Annotated in this window: 21 protein-coding genes; 9 read left to right on the top strand and 12 right to left on the bottom strand. The window is 35.6% G+C overall.

Going from position 1 to position 17,310, the window contains the following annotated elements; translation table 11 throughout:
- Nucleotides 1-12 precede the first annotated feature (12 nt).
- Together OK18_RS02965 and OK18_RS02960 are read right to left on the bottom strand one after the other, a co-directional pair.
- Entirely contained in the window at nt 13-597 is a 585-nt protein-coding gene (locus OK18_RS02965) for an N-acetylmuramoyl-L-alanine amidase family protein (RefSeq protein ID WP_053327033.1), read from the bottom strand.
- Between the two features lie 105 nt (nt 598-702).
- The gene (locus OK18_RS02960; protein ID WP_053329276.1) at nt 703-1,251 is read right to left on the bottom strand and encodes a YqgE/AlgH family protein; all 549 of its coding nucleotides are present in this window, start codon (nt 1,249-1,251) and stop codon (nt 703-705) included.
- Between the two features lie 24 nt (nt 1,252-1,275).
- Between OK18_RS02960 and pdxH the strand changes: the two genes are divergently transcribed.
- Entirely contained in the window at nt 1,276-1,917 is a 642-nt protein-coding gene (pdxH, locus tag OK18_RS02955) for a pyridoxamine 5'-phosphate oxidase (RefSeq protein ID WP_050019901.1), read from the top strand.
- Between the two features lie 1,163 nt (nt 1,918-3,080).
- Here the strand turns inward: pdxH and OK18_RS02950 are convergent.
- Complete coding sequence (locus OK18_RS02950; RefSeq protein WP_047097388.1) at nt 3,081-3,371, bottom strand: HU family DNA-binding protein; 291 nt, start codon at nt 3,369-3,371, stop codon at nt 3,081-3,083.
- Nucleotides 3,372-3,770: 399 nt separating this feature from the next.
- On the opposite strand from OK18_RS02950, the gene panD reads away from it, so the two are divergent.
- The 4 genes from panD to OK18_RS02930 all read left to right on the top strand — a co-directional run bounded on the left by panD (nt 3,771) and on the right by OK18_RS02930 (nt 6,593).
- A complete protein-coding gene (gene panD / locus OK18_RS02945; RefSeq protein WP_002976902.1) occupies nt 3,771-4,121 on the top strand; it encodes an aspartate 1-decarboxylase in 351 nt (116 codons plus the stop codon).
- Between the two features lie 3 nt (nt 4,122-4,124).
- A complete protein-coding gene (locus OK18_RS02940) occupies nt 4,125-5,147 on the top strand; it encodes a lysylphosphatidylglycerol synthase transmembrane domain-containing protein (protein ID WP_053327032.1) in 1,023 nt (340 codons plus the stop codon).
- Nucleotides 5,148-5,319: 172 nt separating this feature from the next.
- Nucleotides 5,320-5,895 carry a TerD family protein gene (locus OK18_RS02935; RefSeq protein WP_053327031.1) on the top strand — a complete coding sequence of 192 codons (576 nt, stop codon included), beginning with the start codon at nt 5,320-5,322 and terminating at the stop codon, nt 5,893-5,895.
- Nucleotides 5,896-5,915: 20 nt separating this feature from the next.
- A complete protein-coding gene (locus OK18_RS02930; RefSeq protein ID WP_050019902.1) occupies nt 5,916-6,593 on the top strand; it encodes a TerD family protein in 678 nt (225 codons plus the stop codon).
- A gap of 48 nt (nt 6,594-6,641) precedes the next feature.
- Here the strand turns inward: OK18_RS02930 and OK18_RS02925 are convergent, their stop codons facing one another.
- The 7 genes from OK18_RS02925 to OK18_RS02895 form a co-directional block, all read right to left on the bottom strand.
- On the bottom strand, nt 6,642-7,082 hold the full coding sequence (locus OK18_RS02925; protein ID WP_050019903.1) for a GNAT family N-acetyltransferase: 441 nt from the start codon (nt 7,080-7,082) through the stop codon (nt 6,642-6,644).
- A gap of 52 nt (nt 7,083-7,134) precedes the next feature.
- On the bottom strand, nt 7,135-7,905 hold the full coding sequence (locus OK18_RS02920; RefSeq protein WP_053327030.1) for a hypothetical protein: 771 nt from the start codon (nt 7,903-7,905) through the stop codon (nt 7,135-7,137).
- A gap of 49 nt (nt 7,906-7,954) precedes the next feature.
- Nucleotides 7,955-8,503: a hypothetical protein gene (locus OK18_RS02915; protein ID WP_053327029.1), complete on the bottom strand. Its 549-nt coding sequence runs from the start codon at nt 8,501-8,503 to the stop codon at nt 7,955-7,957.
- A gap of 112 nt (nt 8,504-8,615) precedes the next feature.
- The gene (tyrS, locus tag OK18_RS02910; protein ID WP_053327028.1) at nt 8,616-9,815 is read right to left on the bottom strand and encodes a tyrosine--tRNA ligase; all 1,200 of its coding nucleotides are present in this window, start codon (nt 9,813-9,815) and stop codon (nt 8,616-8,618) included.
- Between the two features lie 385 nt (nt 9,816-10,200).
- Nucleotides 10,201-10,824, bottom strand: a complete 624-nt coding sequence (locus tag OK18_RS02905) for an NAD(P)H-dependent oxidoreductase (RefSeq protein WP_053327027.1) — start codon at nt 10,822-10,824, stop codon at nt 10,201-10,203.
- A 75-nt stretch (nt 10,825-10,899) separates the two neighbouring features.
- Nucleotides 10,900-11,724 (bottom strand): helix-turn-helix domain-containing protein, encoded by an 825-nt coding sequence (locus tag OK18_RS02900; protein ID WP_050019907.1) that lies wholly within the window; start codon nt 11,722-11,724, stop codon nt 10,900-10,902.
- A gap of 96 nt (nt 11,725-11,820) precedes the next feature.
- Nucleotides 11,821-12,441, bottom strand: a complete 621-nt coding sequence (locus tag OK18_RS02895; protein ID WP_053327026.1) for a TetR/AcrR family transcriptional regulator — start codon at nt 12,439-12,441, stop codon at nt 11,821-11,823.
- 91 nt (nt 12,442-12,532) lie between these two features.
- Here OK18_RS02895 and OK18_RS21830 point away from each other — a divergent pair, with 91 nt between their 5' ends.
- Both OK18_RS21830 and OK18_RS02890 read left to right on the top strand, forming a co-directional pair.
- Entirely contained in the window at nt 12,533-12,667 is a 135-nt protein-coding gene (locus OK18_RS21830) for a hypothetical protein (RefSeq protein WP_262483479.1), read from the top strand.
- Complete coding sequence (locus OK18_RS02890; RefSeq protein WP_050019909.1) at nt 12,667-13,029, top strand: hypothetical protein; 363 nt, start codon at nt 12,667-12,669, stop codon at nt 13,027-13,029. Before OK18_RS21830 ends, OK18_RS02890 begins: the two co-directional genes overlap by 1 nt.
- A gap of 127 nt (nt 13,030-13,156) precedes the next feature.
- Here the strand turns inward: OK18_RS02890 and OK18_RS02885 are convergent, their stop codons facing one another.
- Nucleotides 13,157-13,777: a hypothetical protein gene (locus OK18_RS02885; protein ID WP_053327025.1), complete on the bottom strand. Its 621-nt coding sequence runs from the start codon at nt 13,775-13,777 to the stop codon at nt 13,157-13,159.
- A 234-nt stretch (nt 13,778-14,011) separates the two neighbouring features.
- Between OK18_RS02885 and OK18_RS02880 the strand changes: the two genes are divergently transcribed.
- Both OK18_RS02880 and OK18_RS02875 read left to right on the top strand, forming a co-directional pair.
- On the top strand, nt 14,012-14,575 hold the full coding sequence (locus OK18_RS02880; RefSeq protein ID WP_053327024.1) for a TetR/AcrR family transcriptional regulator: 564 nt from the start codon (nt 14,012-14,014) through the stop codon (nt 14,573-14,575).
- Nucleotides 14,576-14,614: 39 nt separating this feature from the next.
- On the top strand, nt 14,615-16,021 hold the full coding sequence (locus OK18_RS02875) for an MFS transporter (protein ID WP_053327023.1): 1,407 nt from the start codon (nt 14,615-14,617) through the stop codon (nt 16,019-16,021).
- A gap of 42 nt (nt 16,022-16,063) precedes the next feature.
- Here OK18_RS02875 and OK18_RS02870 read toward each other — a convergent pair whose 3' ends face one another.
- Entirely contained in the window at nt 16,064-17,155 is a 1,092-nt protein-coding gene (locus OK18_RS02870) for a serine hydrolase domain-containing protein (RefSeq protein ID WP_053327022.1), read from the bottom strand.
- Nucleotides 17,156-17,310: the final 155 nt, after the last annotated feature.

The following is a 17,310-nucleotide window of genomic DNA, read 5'->3' as shown; positions in this document are numbered from 1 at the left end:
ATTGTTTCTTATTTAGTTTTCATTGATAATTTCAACGAATTTTTGTGCAATTTCCTGTTGCCCTTTTTTACTGGTAATATAGGCTCTGTCTGAAGAATTATTGATAAATCCAAGCTCTACCAGTACGGCAGGTGCCTTGGTTTCTCTCAGTATATGGAGATTACGCTCTTCAATTTTACGGACGTTGAATTTTTTATAGATTTTTCCTGCAAGCTTCTTTGAGTCTTCAGAATTTTGAACAAATACTTCAACTCCATGGTTAGGAGTTTCTTCCTGTGGAGACCTGTTCACATGAAGGGAAATAACCATCTCAGGATTCAGTTTATTGATTTGATCAGTCCTTTCAGAAAGGGTTGGATGGCTATCACCATCCCGGGTTAAAATAATCTCATATGCATCCTGATTTCGATTGATCTTCTGAATTTCCCTGGCAATATCCAATGAAATATCTTTTTCAGAGAATTGACCAAATACAACTCCATGATCGTTACCGCCGTGACCAGCATCTATGACAATATATTTTTTGTTTACAGGAACAAATGAAGATAAAAGAACCGTAGAAAACACTGATAAAGTAAGTAGTTTAATCCCTTTCATTTTATTAGTAATTTGTTTTTTCAAATAACGGGAAAACTTTCTTTAAAATTGGTTAAGATAATCTTAAATTTTGTTAATTATGTTGCGGAGTTTTGAACGAAATAATTAGTTTAATGAAATATCCTCAGGAGAATTAGCCCAGAGAAGAAATTCGCCGCCAAGATTCTGCATAATTGATTTCCAAAGGGTCTGGTCATTGGGAAGCGTATAGTCAAGATTATAAACATCCACTACTGTCCACATTTTTCGCTGAACTTCAGCATCCAGTTGATTAGAAGCCCATCCTGAATATCCTGAGAATATTTTCACCTGGTGTATGTCGAGATCATTACTTAAAACGGCATTAATGATATGCTCAATATCTTCGGTAAGATAGTATTCATCGGTGATTTCAGTGTAAATATCAGTCACTTTTTTCCCTTTTACAATAAAAAAAACTTTATCATTTTCCACTGGCCCACCATCATATACTTCAATTTTGAAATCAAAAAAATCTTTGAATTTATTACTCATCTGGCTGTTTTTTTTATTCAGTATCAAACCAAATGCACCACTTTCATTATGTTCAATGACCAATACTACCGATCTTGAAAAAATATCACCGGAAATGTCAGGGGTGGAGATTAATATTTTACCTTTGTATGAGTGATTCATACTCAAATTTAATAAAAAATATTTATGGAAAACCTGCATGATAAAAGAAAAGTTTACGGTAAAGCCCAACTTATTGAAAGTGAGATCAAACAAAATCCGATTGAGCAGTTTAGAGACTGGTTTTTGGAAGCAAGTGAAAGCGATATGATTTCCGAAGCAAATGCAATGGCCGTTTCTACAATAGAAGAAGATGGGTGTCCGAGAACCAGAATGGTTTTGCTTAAAGCCTATACCCATGAAGGTTTTATTTTTTATACCAATTATAACAGCAGGAAGGGGAAGGCTATTGAAAACAATCATAAAGCCTGTCTTCACTTTTTCTGGCCGAATCTGGAAAGACAAATTATTATTAAAGCTAACCTGGAAAAAGTTGCTGATAATCTGAGCGATGGCTATTTTCACTCAAGACCTAAAGGGAGCCAGCTTGGAGCTGTGGTTTCTCCGCAAAGTGAAGTGATTCCTGACAGGGATTTTTTAGAAAAAAAGCTGAAAGAACTCGAAAAAGAATATGAAAATACTGAAGTTCCAAGACCCGGGCACTGGGGAGGATATATAGCAAAACCATACGAAATCGAATTCTGGCAGGGAAGACCTAATCGGTTACATGACAGAATTATCTATCAACTGGAAGACCTGGATTGGAAAATCTCCAGATTGGCACCTTAATCCGGATTTGAAGGTTAGAAGAATCATGTTTTAAAAACACTATATCAATAAAAGCAGGCTTTTGCCGGATCAGGAGTAAAAGTTGGAGACATAATAAATTGGGTCTGAATATAAAAATTCTGTTCATTATTGATTAATGTCAAAATTATTGAGATCGTTTTTCACGCAAAGTTTAAAAAAAATAATGTTCCATTTCAAGTAGGCAAAGAAAGCAGCATAGCTGCTAACTAAGCGCATGCAAAGTCTTCGCTTCATCAGAATCGATTGAAGATCGATTCATTTCTTAGCTTACTTAAAATAAAGAGTAATCAAAAAGAAATCTTTGCGTGAATTTTAAAAATTAAATAGATCTAAATATTATAAGACCACAATTTTGCACTTGATCCCTTATGGATCAGGAGTAAAAGTTGGGAACATAATAAATTGGGTCTGAATATAAGAATTCTGTTCATTATTGATTAATGTCAAAATTATTGAGATCGTTTTTCACGCAAAGTTTAAAAAAAATAATGTTCCATTTCAAGTAGGCAAAGAAAGCAGCATAGCTGCTGACTAAGCGCATGCAAAGTCTTCGCTTCATCAGAATCGATTGAAGATCGATTCATTCTTAGCTTACTTAAAATAAAGAGTAATCAAAAAGAAATCTTTGCGTGAATTTTAAAATTAAATAGATCTAAATATTATATGCCCCCAACTTTTGCGCTTGATCTAAAAAAAGATTAATAAACAATAGCGGATCAGTCTCAAAAATTGGATATAATAAATTGGGGTCTGAATATAAGAAATTCTTTCATTATTGATTAGCATCAAAATTATTGAGATCGTTTTTCACGCAAAGTTTTAAAAAAATAATGTTCCATTTTAAGTAGGCAAAGAAGGCAGCATAGCTGCTGACTAAGCGCATGCAAAGTCTTCGCTTCATCAGAATCGATTGAAGATCGATTCATTTCTTAGCTTACTTAAAATAAAGAGTAATCAAAAAGAAATCTTTGCGTGAATTTTAAAAATTAAATAGATCTAAATAGTATAAGCCCCAGATTTTGCGCTTGATCCTTTTTGCCTGCTTATTGTATTTTGTGTACTAATATCTGTATAGCTGGTTGTTATGTACTAAAAAGGCCGTTTCTAAGAAACAGCCTTTTGAATTTTTGTAATCTGAATGATTATTTTTTCTTAGCTCCGGAAACTGCATTGGATAAATCAGCTCCAGCTTTGAATTTAGCAACTTTTTTAGCAGCAATTTTAATTGGTTTTTTAGTTGCAGGGTTGATACCTTGTCTGGCAGCTCTCTCAGCTACTGAGAAAGTACCGAATCCTACTAAAGAAACTTTTCCGTCTTTTTTCTTTAAAGTAGAAGTTACGTTAGAAATAAAGGATTCTAAAGCAGCTTTTGCTGCAACTTTAGTGATTCCTGCATCTTTTGCGATTGCGTCGATTAATTCAGACTTGTTCATAATTTTTAATATTAAAGTTAGTTCGTAATTATAGCAAATATAATACTATTTTCTAATTGTGCAATTTTTTTATTAAAACTTATACAATTTTTTTACTTTTCAGTGAAAACAGTTAAAATATGATAATTCCGTTTTTCACGAAAAATCTACGTTACCGGTTACTAAAATCATGCCAAATGCTTATGTGTATTGACTTTAGCGAAAAGTTAATATTGTTTCCTGTATTTATTAAATCCTAAATTGTGTATAAAGTATTAATGTTTTTAAGGATATGGTTGTTAATTTTATAAGTAAAATTCAAAATTTTTATGTTTCGCAAAATTAAACTGCTGTGTTGATGGGAGTTTATAAATAATAGGGAAAGTCTGTTTTATGAATTTTTATTAATAAATTTGCAGTATGTTAATAGAAGTTTTCAAATCCAAAATCCACAGGGTAAGAGTAACAGCCTCAGACCTTAATTATATAGGAAGTATAACGATTGATGAAGATCTTATAGAAGCTGCCGGATTGGTAGTGGGAGAAAGAGTCTATATCGTGAACGTAAATAACGGAGAACGTTTTGATACCTATGTTATCAAAGGAAAAAGAAAATCAGGAGAAGTATGTCTGAACGGACCTGCAGCAAGAAAGGTACAGAAAGATGATATTATTATCATTATTGCTTATGCACAGATGACTCCTGAAGAGGCGAAGGATTTCCAGCCTAAAATAGTTTTCCCGGACGAAAAAACAAACCTTCTTACCTAATCCATGGATAAAACATCAAAAAGTCCTTTAAAGTCAATACTTACAATCGTAATATCGCTTGCTTTTGCAGGCTTTTTTTTATGGCTTGCTTTAAAGGGACTGGATTTTAAAGTAATCCGGGCGTCATTAGCTAAGGCCAACTATCTCTGGGTATTGTTTGCTGCAGTATTCGGGCTTCTGGCCTATTGGTTCAGGGCGATCCGCTGGAATCTGATGCTGGAACCTATGGGGCATAAAATTTCCGATTCCAATGCACTTTGGTCTATATCATTCGGGTATCTGATGAACCTTACCATTCCCCGAAGTGGAGAGGTGGCAAGGGCAACCGCTTTATATGGGGTAGAAAAAGTTCCTGTAGATAAATCTTTCGGAACAATTATTCTGGAAAGAGTGGTAGATTTAGTTTGTATGTTGGGGTTCTTAGGGCTGACCCTGCTGTTTAAATACGATGCTATTTTGTCTTTTTATAAAAACTCCGGTATTCAGATTAATCCTAATAAGATTTTGCTGGTACTTTTGATCCTGGCAGTAGGGAGTGTTCTTTTTTTCGTGTATAAAAAGAAACTTGCAGGTGTTCCCTTTTTAGGTAAAATAGTAGGGTTTATCGATGGAATTTTCCAGGGACTGGCTACAATTTTTAAGCTGAAGGAGAAAGGAAAGTTCATACTGTACACACTAGCCATCTGGATTTCTTATTATTTTGCAGCCTATCTGGTATGCTTTGCACTTCCTGAAACGTCACAATTTACCCTGGCAGATGGTTTTTTTATCATTGTAGTGGGTACCTTAGGGATGATTATCCCGGCAAGTGGAGGGATTGGAGCTTATAACCTGGCCATGAAATATGGCTTTATGGCACTATTCCTCTCGGTGGGTAAAAGCGCTGATCTGGGGGGAGAAATGGGACTTACCTATTCATTTATTTCTTTACCGCTTCAGATTGTAATCATGCTGGTAATGGGACTTATTTCTATCCCTATGCTGGCAAAGGCACGTAATGCCGCTGTTGCAGATAAAGATTTTTAATTACTGAAGCAATACATTATATTTTTTAAGTCCGGTTTTGTGACCGGACTTTTTTATTGCAATTTTTTAATTCCCGGGAAATATAGTATTGATGATATTTTTAATAAATGATTTGGTTAATTCATAAATCGGATTTATCTTAAGGCAAAAAATAATTTATAGCATAAACAATATGGCAATTAATTTACAGAAAGGACAAAAGATTGAAATAGGGTTGACTAAAATGACGATAGGGCTTGGCTGGGATCCTAATGAAGGAACGGGCTATGATTTTGACCTGGATGCTTCTGCTATTATGATCGGTTCCGACAGGAAATTAGTGGGTGAAGAATATTTTGTTTTTTATAATAACCTGAACTCTCCGGATGGTGCACTTATCCATACAGGAGATGACCCTAACGGAAAAAATAGTGACGGTGATGATGATGAAGCCATTATTGTAGACCTGGATAAAGTAGATCCAAGAGTACAGGAAATCCTTTTTGTAGTCACTATAGAAGATTTTGAAAGAAGACGACAGAATTTCGGACAGGTAAGAAATTCATACATCAGAGTAGTGGATAACCAGACCAACCAGGAAATTGCAAAATATGAATTGGATGAAGACTTTTCTATTGAAACAGGAGTAGAGTTTGGAAGATTGTACAAAAGAAACGGAAACTGGAAGTTTGAAGCTTCGGGAATAGGATACAGGGCAGACCTGGGTTTTTTCCTTGAAAAATATTATAAAGGACAGATCATTAAATAACCATTCACAAAACGATAATTATGGCAATTAATTTACAGAAAGGACAGACGATAGATTTAAGAAAAAACGATCGTGGAGAAAGTGTTTATGATCTTTCCAAAGTAACAATCGGTTTGGGATGGGATGTAAGAAAGCAAGGAGGAGGATTCTTTGGAAAATTATTCAGTAAAGAAGCCGAATATGATCTGGATGCAGTAGCATTTCTTTTGGATGGCAATGGAAAAGTAGCCAATCTGGGAAAAACAGTACAAACCAGCGATGGAAGGCAAGTAGGACTGTATCAGGGGGACATTGTTTTCTTCAATTCGATGCAGCACCCAAGCGGAAATATATGGCTAACAGGAGATAACAGAACCGGTGCCGGAGAGGGAGATGATGAACAAATTATTGTTAAATTGGACCAGCTGGATCAAAGCTACCAGAGAATAGTGTTTCTGGTGACCATTTATCAGGGGAGAAGGAATAACCAGCATTTTGGAATGATTGAAAATGCATTTATCCGTGCTGTAGATGCCCGGGGAAAAGAAATTACAAAATACAGCCTTTCAGGTGGTGCCGGCATGAACGGAATGTGTGCCTTGGTTTTTGCAGAAGCATACCGTCACAACGGGGACTGGAAATTCCGCGCACTAGGCGAACCTCATTCTACAGATAATTTCATTGATATTCTGAAACAGCACTACACATACTCAAATTAATGTAAGCCGGTTGCACCTTTTTAATCCCTTTACTATTTATTTAATCATTTATAAACCTGAAAATTCCATAAAGTAGGAATGTTCATCTTCTCCCACTATCCTGAATCCCAGTCTGGTATATAAATTTTGGGCTTTATTAGTCTTTAAAACACTTAAGGTTACTATTCTTCCGGTTTCAGATGCTTCACGGAGGATTTGGATTAAAATATTTCTTCCCAGTCCTTTACCCTGTTGACCGGGATCTATCTGGAGTTGCAGAATATCGATATTGGTATCGGCCCTGTTCACTTTCAGAAGGCCAATGGGACGGTTGTCCAGAAAGATAATACTCGCCTTGTCAAACTGATAAAGAATCCTTTGGAGAGCTGTTTCCCGGTCTGTAGGAAGATTGGATTCGGCATAATGCGGAACCATGGTTTTTATCCTGAGGTCAAGAAGGTAATCGATGTCTTTTTCTGTAGCTTTTTGATAGGTAACGGGTGCTTTCATAGTTTTTTTGAATTCGAATTTCAGGCCATACTTTCCCTGTTGAGAAGAAAAATCAATAAGAATCTACAATGACAATTCTGGAATTTTTTTCAATATCAATCTTTAACTTCATTTCTATGGCTTTGCTTAGAAAAACATTAGCATAGTAAATGGTTTGTGAATAAGGCCCATCATTATCATTAGAGGCCATATCGATAAGGAAGTTTAATTCATTTTCAACGACTTCAAAGAGGTGAGAATTGTCTTTATTTTCAATTTTAATGGCCTCAATAATTTTTTCTTCTTCATCAGTCAGTTGATCATCATTGTCATTAAGCTTACTTTCAATGATCCTTTTCATAACGAGAATGACATAATCATTGAACCGTAGAAAATCTTCGGAAAGTATATTAGCACCACCATCATCTCCCTTTATTTCATCAAGAGGAAAATACTCAGTATAATTTCCATATTGAAACATATAAGCAGTACATACTGTTTTAGTGGGAAGTTTAAAAAGTTCAATAATTCCATAATGATTGTATAAGCTTTCAATCTGTTTCATTGAGGTATTCCAGTCTTCCTGTTTAGAAAGGTTATAGATATGATTGCTCAAAAATAGAGTGATTTCAAACAAATCATCAGGTGTAAGAAGGTTAGCATCGGTTTTGATGATTTCCAGAATACTGCTGAAGCTCATATTATAGGTATTGAATTCCTTATTTCGGTCTTCAATAAACTTTTTAAATGTTCCGGCGTGATAAGTTCTGTGCTGAAGATCCTCATAAAGATTAGCCGCTGCTTTTTCTTTATTGAACATATAAATTGAAGTATGTCTTCCCATGAATTAGTTTGATATATATTGGAAATTTCTTTACTTTCTATGGTTTTTCTTAATCAAATGTAATATTTCTTTGCTGAAGATAAGTTTCATCAATATTTTCTCTTTCAATATGATCCGGATGCATTGTAATTTTTATCAACTCTTCATCACTGTAAAAGCCTGCCAGAAATAATTCATTCCCTATTATTTTTACCCGTATGGTAAGGGCATCGATCAAGATCTCTTCGTTCCGCAACGTGTGGATATTAAAAATAAACAACCTTTGATAATGCTTATCCTTGTATTTTATAATCAGATAATTTTCATAAAAGTATAAAAGACAGCCCCGGAAAGTTGGCTGCTCCAGCGTACTTACGGGAGGTTTCCAGGTAAGGATTTTTTTATCCCTGAGCCTGATCTGAACCTGCTCTTTTCCCGCTTCATTGCATTGCCACCACGCAGTATCTCCATGGTTATTGGTCGTTGTTTGGTGAGGGAATACAGTGTTTTCCACAGACTCAGGATGGGGCCGGATCATTGTCTGCTCGCTCAGTTCCATATTCATAGGATCTTCCAATAGCTCTTCGTTGATCTGCTTAGGGATTTCATTTTTCGCCATTATTTTAAGTTTACAGGGACGAATATATAGATTTAATTGGACTAAAGCATATAAAGAAAGCTTAAATAAAAACCGGAAGTACTCAATAGTATTCTTCCGGTTTCATATCCTTTTATACCAGCTGAAAGAAGTTTCTTCTGCCAAGTTTTATTTTAATCCCTTTTAAAAGTTCAATTTTCTGGTCGGGGTCTGAGACTTTCACCGAATTGATCTGAACTCCTCCGCTTTGGATGAGTCTTCTGACAGCTGATTTGCTGAGGTCATTCTTCAGTTGATGGCAAAGTTCAAGAACAGTCATTGTATGTTGAGCATGTTTCAGTGTACTGATTGAAACAGGTTCAAAACTTTTCTCATCAAAATTTTTATTCTGAAACTGATTATTGAAGAACAGTTCTGCACTTTCAGCCGATTCATCATCATGGTATTGGCTGATGATATTTTTGGCAATCAGTTTTTTGATGTTCATCGGATTTTCCCCATTCTCTATTTTAGATTTTAAACTGTTTTTCTCTTCAGCAGAAAAGTTTGTAGTAAGATCTATAAACTCCTCAATCAGAGCATCCGGAATAGACATTGTTTTACCAAACATTTCATTAGGCTCATCAGTAAGCCCGATGATGTTGTTCAAAGATTTGCTCATTTTTTCTTTTCCGTCAAGACCTTTCAACAAAGGCATACACATCACGATCTGGGCAGGCCGTTCATAGATTTCCTGCAGCTGCCTGCCTATCGTACAGTTGAACAGCTGGTCTGTACCTCCCATTTCAATATCGCATTCAATTTTCACAGAATCGAACCCCTGGAGAATCGGGTATACCAGTTCATGCATGGCAATAGGTGTATTTTCTGTAAATCTTTTATTAAAATCATTACGATGCATCAGCTGGGCGACGGTCACTTTTGAAAGCAGCTGAATAACTTCTGAAAAGTCAAGGGCATCCAGCCAATCGGAATTGAATACAATTTCTGTTCTTTCAATATCAAGCACCCTGGAAAGCTGATTGATATAAGTCTGTGCATTATGATGTACTTCCTCTGCACTTAAAGGTTTTCTTGCTTTATTTTTTCCGGTAGGATCACCGATTCTTGCAGTAAAGCTTCCTACGACAATAATGATTGTATGGCCAAGGTCCTGAAACTGTTTCAGCTTTTTGAGAACCACGGCATGACCCAGATGAAGATCAGGTGCAGTAGGATCAAAACCTAGTTTGATGGATAATTTTCTGTTTTCTTTTTGGGCCTGTGCTAATTTTTCTTCCAGCCCGTTTTCCGGCAGGATGATAGCAACATTTTCTTGTAATGTATGGATCATGATGAATAATTTTAAAATGAAAAAGCCCGGACATGTACTGTTCGGGCTCTATATATAATGTTAGATGATTTTAATGGATTACAGATATAGAAAGTCTTCCCGAACGATAGCCCGGAGTATAATATTCACTGAAGAATGGAAGACGCAATATGCTGTTGAGATGTTTCATTGCAGTTGCAAATATAAAAAGTTTTTTCGGGGAGATCCAATATTTAAACCATTAAGATATTAATTTGAACATATCCGGTGATTTGACTTAATCAATTTAACCTTTTATGAATCTTAATGGTTTAAAATAAAGGTTCAAAACAATTTTACTTACGATTTTAAAGCGAATACCATGCCATATAATCCTTAAATAATAAAATAATCCCTGAAGAAGGTATCATACTATTTCTTTTTTAAAAATGGTTCCACTTACTTTGTTCATAACGGATTGATCATAGGTATTCTGAATTTGCGCTTTCCATATTTCCAGGTTTTCAGAAGTTGCTCTATCGGCCTTGTCAAAAAAGAAATGTTGTATAATTTCAAAACCCGAATATAGGAAGATTCCTTTGTCAGAAGTTAATGACAGAGCTTTATCCATTCCGGAGGATTCATACTCTTCCCGGGATTTCCCGTGGGTATTGATAATAACTGCTTTTTTTCCTTTTAAAAGACCTTTTTGTATCCCCTGATCATACCGGTAGGCAAACCCATAGCTGAAAACCCGGTCAATATATCCTTTCATCATGGCAGGCATCCCGGTCCACCAGATGGGATAAATAAAGGTAACATAATCAGCCCATGCAATATGAGCCTGTTCAATACCAACGTCTTCCGTTACTTTTCCTGCATATTGGCCCTGCATGTCTGCCAGAGATAGTACCGGATCAAAAAGAATCTGATATAAATCCCGGACTATAATCTCATGCTTTTCAGATTCAAGGACTTTGATGACATGATGTAAAAGATGGTGATTTAAGCTGCTTTCATTAGGGTGAGCATAAATTATTAAATGTTTCATTGTGCTGTTTTTAAAATTAACAGAACAAATGTAGAACAGCAGGTTGTTTAAAAATTGTAAGAAAACGAAAAGCTGTTATTCAATTCCCGGATTGCAGATTGCCTGCTGGAACTTCAGGTATTGGGCGGGGGAAATATGTAAGAAGTGTTTGAAATCATGAATGAGCTGGCTTTGATCGTAATAGCCGCATTGTTCAATAATATAAAACCATTGGATTTTATTTTGCTTCCCGGTTTCTTCTTCTATGATCTTTATAGCTTTTAAAAAACGGTAATAACGATTGATCTCTTTCACAGAATACCCAAATTGCTCTTTCTGCTTTCGTTGAATATTTCTTTCAGTCTGTTGGGTTTGCTCAGCAATTACCTTAATAGGATTCAGCTGGTTATTTCCGAAATGGCTCAGAAGGAGCCCTGTTGGGTCTTGTGCCTGCAGATAAGGTCTGCAGAAGTCTAAGATATGATGCACCCGGTCCTGGGGAGAGGAAATGTCCGCCAGTTGATGCCATAAATCTGTAAAGCAATTTTCTTTCAGCAATTGATCCGGATGTACCGCAGATTTGTTTTCAGGAGGAAATTTCCCAAAAAACCTGAAAAATGCATCCTGTTTAAAGTTGGCAACCAGAATTGAGGTTTTCGAAGGAAGCGTATAGTCAAAAGCTTGCCTTACCGGTCCGAAAACCATGCATTGATCAACATGCAGGTTAATGTTTTCACGGGTAGTCATCATTGCTTTTTCTCCAAAACAGAACAATAAAATAGTCTGGTAGGTAGGAAGCAGCGTTTTGGTCACCGGATTCGGGGAAATATTTTCAGCAAAATAAAAATGAGTGAAGATATTTTCAAACTCTTCAGGAACAGTGATTTTACATTCATGATATTCTGAAGGCAGATCCTGCATAAGCTATATTTTAGATTAACGTTTACTATTTACTGATGGTGAAATAAGAAACTGCCGGACTTCCCGCAGATATGTTCCTGTTCTGGTGCTCATGTGTTATTGAATGTATTTCTGTCGGTAAATGTCCTGCTGTTCAGTAGTGAGCAGGGGGTAGAAAAGATTCATCTGCAGTAAGGTATAATGCTGTATAGCTTCTTTTTCTGTGAGTTTGGAAATCAATCTGTTATGGGTGATCCAATTATCTGCTATCAAAAACACCTGCGCCGTCAGACTGTCCATAATGAAATCCGGAATATCATCTCTCATAATATTGTTTTTTTGAAAGCTTGAGAAAATCTCCTGAAATTCCTCTTTTCTGCTTGCATTAATAGCCTCATAATGACTTTCGATCTCGGGGATCTTCTTTAAAATATCCACAAAATTCATGAAAATGAACCGGTAAGCATAGAAGATCTCAAAAGTGGAAAAAGTAAACTGGTAAAGATTGTCCAAAGTTTTATGCCCGGTTTCTTTCATCTTTTTCATCTGGTCATTCATTTTAAGGGTAAGGGCTGAAAAGAGAATTTTAATAATATCCTCAGAATGTTTAAAATGATAATGCAGGTTTCCTGCACTTATATTAAGTTCAGCCGCAATATGGCGTGTGGTAGTGGTATTGTAGCCTCTTTCATTAAATAGTTCCAATGCCTTAGACAGAATCTTTTCCTTGGTTTTCATGTTCCAAATATAAGAGACTTTTAAATACCATTCCTAAAATTAGAACAATTGTTCTAATTTATTTATATTTGTATCAGAAAATCTAATCAGAATGGAAGTGAAAAGAAAATTTGACTATGAGTCTGCAGAAAAAAACGAAAGGGAAAATGAAAATACAACGCAGGACATGATGGCAAAAATCCTGCAGGTAATCATAGGCTTTATCATGGCAGTGCTGCATATGTAATGAAAAAAGGAATCTCATATTGGTTTTTACTGGGTCTGGCAATTTGGATTGCTGTTCTGCTGCTGAGAAAATATGGCGTCTATATTCCGGTTATCAATGATCATTGTACAGATCTTATTTCGGTCCCCATGTATTGTTACCTGATAGAATACCTCATGAATAACACCATGGGATACCAGTGGAAACCTGATCTGAAGTTTGTACTGACTTCTTGTGTTTATCTTTCTTTTTTGTTTGAAATATTATGTCCCCTGTTATCAGATGTTTTTACAGGAGATGTTTTGGATGTATTGGCCTATTTTGCTGGGGGAATGGCTTATTATCAAAAAAGAATGAAGTCAAAACCACATTTAAATGAGTAACGATCTTCGGTTCATACTTGGTTTTATACAAGACAGTTTTAAAATTTTTTATGATAGATGAACTTGTTTCCCCGAAAATGTTAAACAAGCGGAAGCAACACAAGCTGATAAAAGCCTTACGGTTCTCCTATTGGTTTTCCAACCGGATAATAGAGCCTTTATAAAATTTTGTAAGATCATACAAATCGGTGAAATAAAGCTGAAGCTCAGGGCTGGTCTTTTCCACGATATTTTTGGTGCTGAGCTGGTTTTCAGCTAATCGGTATAAAGATTCATAATCCGTTTTAAGGTAGCTTGAAAGAATATTTTCACCCCGTTGCTTATTAACCATTTCTGTAAGAAATATGCCATAGATCAGAAATTGATTGAAATGTTGAGCATTTACAATAAATCCCAGGGCTTGGTGCATATTTTTTTCATAATCTGAAAGAATCTCCAGAAAGCTGTTTACATGTATCGTTGAAGGAATCTCATAAAAAAGATCAATTCCATTGATAAAAAGCTGTGTTTTGATTTCTTCACGATCCGATGGGTAAAGAGTGCTGAACCAGGAAAAAATATGTAGGAGCTCTTCTTTGGTCAGCTCTTCCACCGAATCTTTTACCTTATCCTTAATAATTTCAAGATTCGTATTTCGATCCGTTTGTAAAAACTTCAGAATATTTTCTTCTTCACGACACAATTTATTGTACAAATTAATTTTGGCAACAGTAGGATTTGTTTTGATGAAATAAAGTTCTTCTGGCATAGCTTTTTACAGAATATTTTTTTATGAATCGTAATTAAAGATACAAAAATATGTACAGACTTACTTTTAAAGTATTATGCACTGAATTGTACTTGATTGCCGGCTATTGATCAAATGGTTTGATTGACATGCTTAAAAAAGCTTATTCTAAGAAAATTAAACGGATTATAATTTAAAAGATAAAAATATATAGATCTATCTATTTTTTATATACCTTTGTTAAAATTTTCGGTCATGAAAAAAGAAAAGGCAAAAGAGAGAATTCTAAGGGTAGCCTCTGAATTATTTTACAAACAAGGATATAATTCCACAGGAATCAATCAGATCATCGCTGAAGCAGATATTGCGATCGGGTCATTGTACAATCATTTCCCTTCTAAAAACGATTTGCTTCAGGCTTATCTTATCAGGGAAGAACAGCATTGGTTTGAAGGATTTGAGAACAATATTGTCAATAGCTCCGATCCAAGGGAAAAAATTTTCAGTCTTATAGAATACAGGAAAAAACTTCAGCGGTCTTCTGACTTTTCAGGATGTCACTTTATTAAAATTATTTCTGAATTAGGAGAAAGTAATCCTGCTATTGCTGGTTTTGTAAAAAAGCATAAAGAAAAACAAAAAGAACTGATCTTTACTCTCGTGAAAGAATATGGAGAATTAAAAGAAAATTTTGATCCGGCTTTGATTACTGAAAATATATTCCTGTTAATGGAAGGCGCAGTAGTGACTTCCACTATAACCAGGAAAAATGACTCTTTTGATCAGATCAAAAAAATAATTCAGGGTTTATTACCCTAATTTTTTTAAAAATAAGAAAATAGATATATCTATATAGAAATGAATTCTAAATTACTGAAAATGTTCGTGGTGCTGTCCGGCCAGTTGCTTACGATAATGGATATCTTTATCCTTAATGTTTCCATTCCCTCCATTCAGAGGGACCTTCACGCTTCCAACGGAGAAATGCAGATGATGATTACCTCTTACCTGATTGGTTTTGCTTCTTTTCTGATCACCGGCGGAAGATTGGGGGATGTGTACGGGCGCAAAAAAATATTTATCACCGGAATGCTTTTTTTTATGCTTAGCTCGTTAGCATGCGGACTTTCATCCGGAGCTGTTCTGCTTGTTGTTTCAAGATTTGTACAGGGAATCAGTGCTGCAATAATGGCACCGCAGGTTTTGTCGATCATCCAGGTTTTATTTCCGGATCATGAAGAGAGAACAAAAGCCATGGGCTGGTATGGAATTACGATTGGGATTGGAACGATCCTGGGACAATTTCTGGGTGGATATTTTTCTTCACTAAAAGGATGGGAAGAACCATGGAGACTTATTTTCCTGATCAATATTCCTATTTGTCTGATTGCCGTTTTCTGCAGTTTCAGGCAGTTGGAAGAATCCAAGGTGAGGAACAAAAAGTCCTTTGATATTTGGGGTGTTCTTGTACTTTCAGCAGGACTTTTCCTTATAACGTATGCGTTGACAGCTTCTGAGGAGAAGGGAATGGATCTTCAAAATGGAATAATGATGACTGTTTCAGCGGGAATATTAATATACTTTGTGAAAGAACAAAAAAATAAGATGAAAAAAGACAGATCCTATCTGATTGATTTTGAACTCTTCAGTCTTAAAAATTTCAATCTGGGCATCATCGCTGTTTCTTTCTTTTTCATTATGCTGGATTCTTATTTTTATATTCTGTCCGTATTTTTTCAGGATGGATTAAAGATCAGTCCGTTAATGGCTGGTGAGATAATTGTTTTTCAGGGGCTGGGATTTATACTGGCATCAGTATTTTCAGTACAGCTGATTTTAAAATATGGGAAAAATGCTCTGATAGCAGGGCTTATAGTCATTATTGCTGTTCTTGTTCTTCAGATGTTTCTTTTCAGGGTATCAACCGGCTTCTATATGTTTTGCCTGCTTTTATTCTTACATGGATTGGGAATAGGTACTGTTATTCCTTCACTCGCCAATATTGCGTTATCCGGGATGTCTGAAAAACTGACAGGAAATGCATCAGGCGTTTACAATACCTTCCAGCAGATTGCAGCCATCATTGGTATTGTAGCCGTAGGAGGCCTCTTTTATTATTCTCTCGGAGATCAGCCTTTAACCGGAAATTATCATCATGCCTTTTCCATTGCTGTATTAATTAATGTGCTCTGCCTGCTTTTTGTAATCGTTGCCGTTCTCAGAGTTCCGGATAATGTATTGCCTAAAAGAAAAAACCTGAAATAAGCGCTGTGTTTGGGATAAAAAACAGTTATTTCTTAAGGCTTTTTACTGGATTTTCAATTCATTCAGCGTTATTCTGGCAATATTTCTGGTGATTTCAGTAGGAGAGTGGCAATCACAGTTACTGAGGCCTATAACGTAAATATCTTCTCCGGGAATATAAACGCCCATACTTTTGAATCCGAAAACACTTCCGCCATGTTCACGGTCCGGAGCTCCATCCATTTCTTTCAGATGCCATCCGTATCCATAGGTAAACTCTTCACCGTTGTTCAGTCTATATTTCTGAAAGGCTTTTTGGGTTTCCACAGGATTGAGCAGGAGATTCTGATTTAAAGCCTGTTGCCATTTCCAAAGATCATCCACTGTAGACATCAATGAGCCGGAAGCATAAGGAATACTGAAACTGATAACTGTCCTGTTGACAAATCCCTGTTCTTTTTTATGGTAACCATAGGCTCTTTTAGGAATAACCTTTCTGTCAGAAGCATAATATGAATGAGTCATTCCTGCCTTGTCAAAAATATTTTTTTGAATGAAATTCTCATAGGTATCCCCGGAAACGAGCTCTATAATATAACCGAGCAACACGTATCCCGAATTGTTGTAATCAAACTTTTCACCCGGAGCAAAATCAACAGGCTCATTTTTGAAAAAATCTACCATCGCTTCAGGTTTCATTTCTTTTTGAGCAATGGAAGAAAGTGCTTTCATTTTGGTAAAATCCTTTATTCCTGAAGTATGGGTAAGCAAATGATGAATCGTAATTTTGTCACCATTGGGATAATCTTTACTATATTTTGAAACAGGATCATTCACATTCAGTTTCCCCTGTTGTTCCAGCATTAAAATAGCCACAGCTGTAAACTGTTTGGTCATGGAACCTATCTGAAAAACCTGGTCCGGGGTCATATCAGTATCAAGTTCCAGATTTGCTTTTCCAAAGGTCTTTTTGTAAATACTTTTGCCTTTTCTGGTAATCATAAAAACACCTCCAGGTTCATTTTTATTTCCAAATTCAGTCCGGATCAGGCTGTCTATTTTCTTTTCATAGCTTTTGGCAAGTTGCTGTGCATCCATTGTATTTATAAAAAATGGAAGTACAATAAGGGCGGTGGTCAGTTTTTTTAAAATCATATTTGTACTTTGTTATGCAAAGATATAATTTATTTTAATTACTATGTTATACAATATAGTAGTTTGTATTGTTAATAATAACGAAGAATATTTATTATTAAAATATTACGGATTTACTATTAAAGCAGATACCCTCAGATAAACCTTACCAATAA

It is taken from the genome of Chryseobacterium gallinarum (assembly GCF_001021975.1).
GTDB lineage: Bacteria > Bacteroidota > Bacteroidia > Flavobacteriales > Weeksellaceae > Chryseobacterium > Chryseobacterium gallinarum.
The sequence above is the reverse complement of the archived record's forward strand: the minus strand, read 5'-3'. Positions and strand labels throughout refer to the sequence as shown.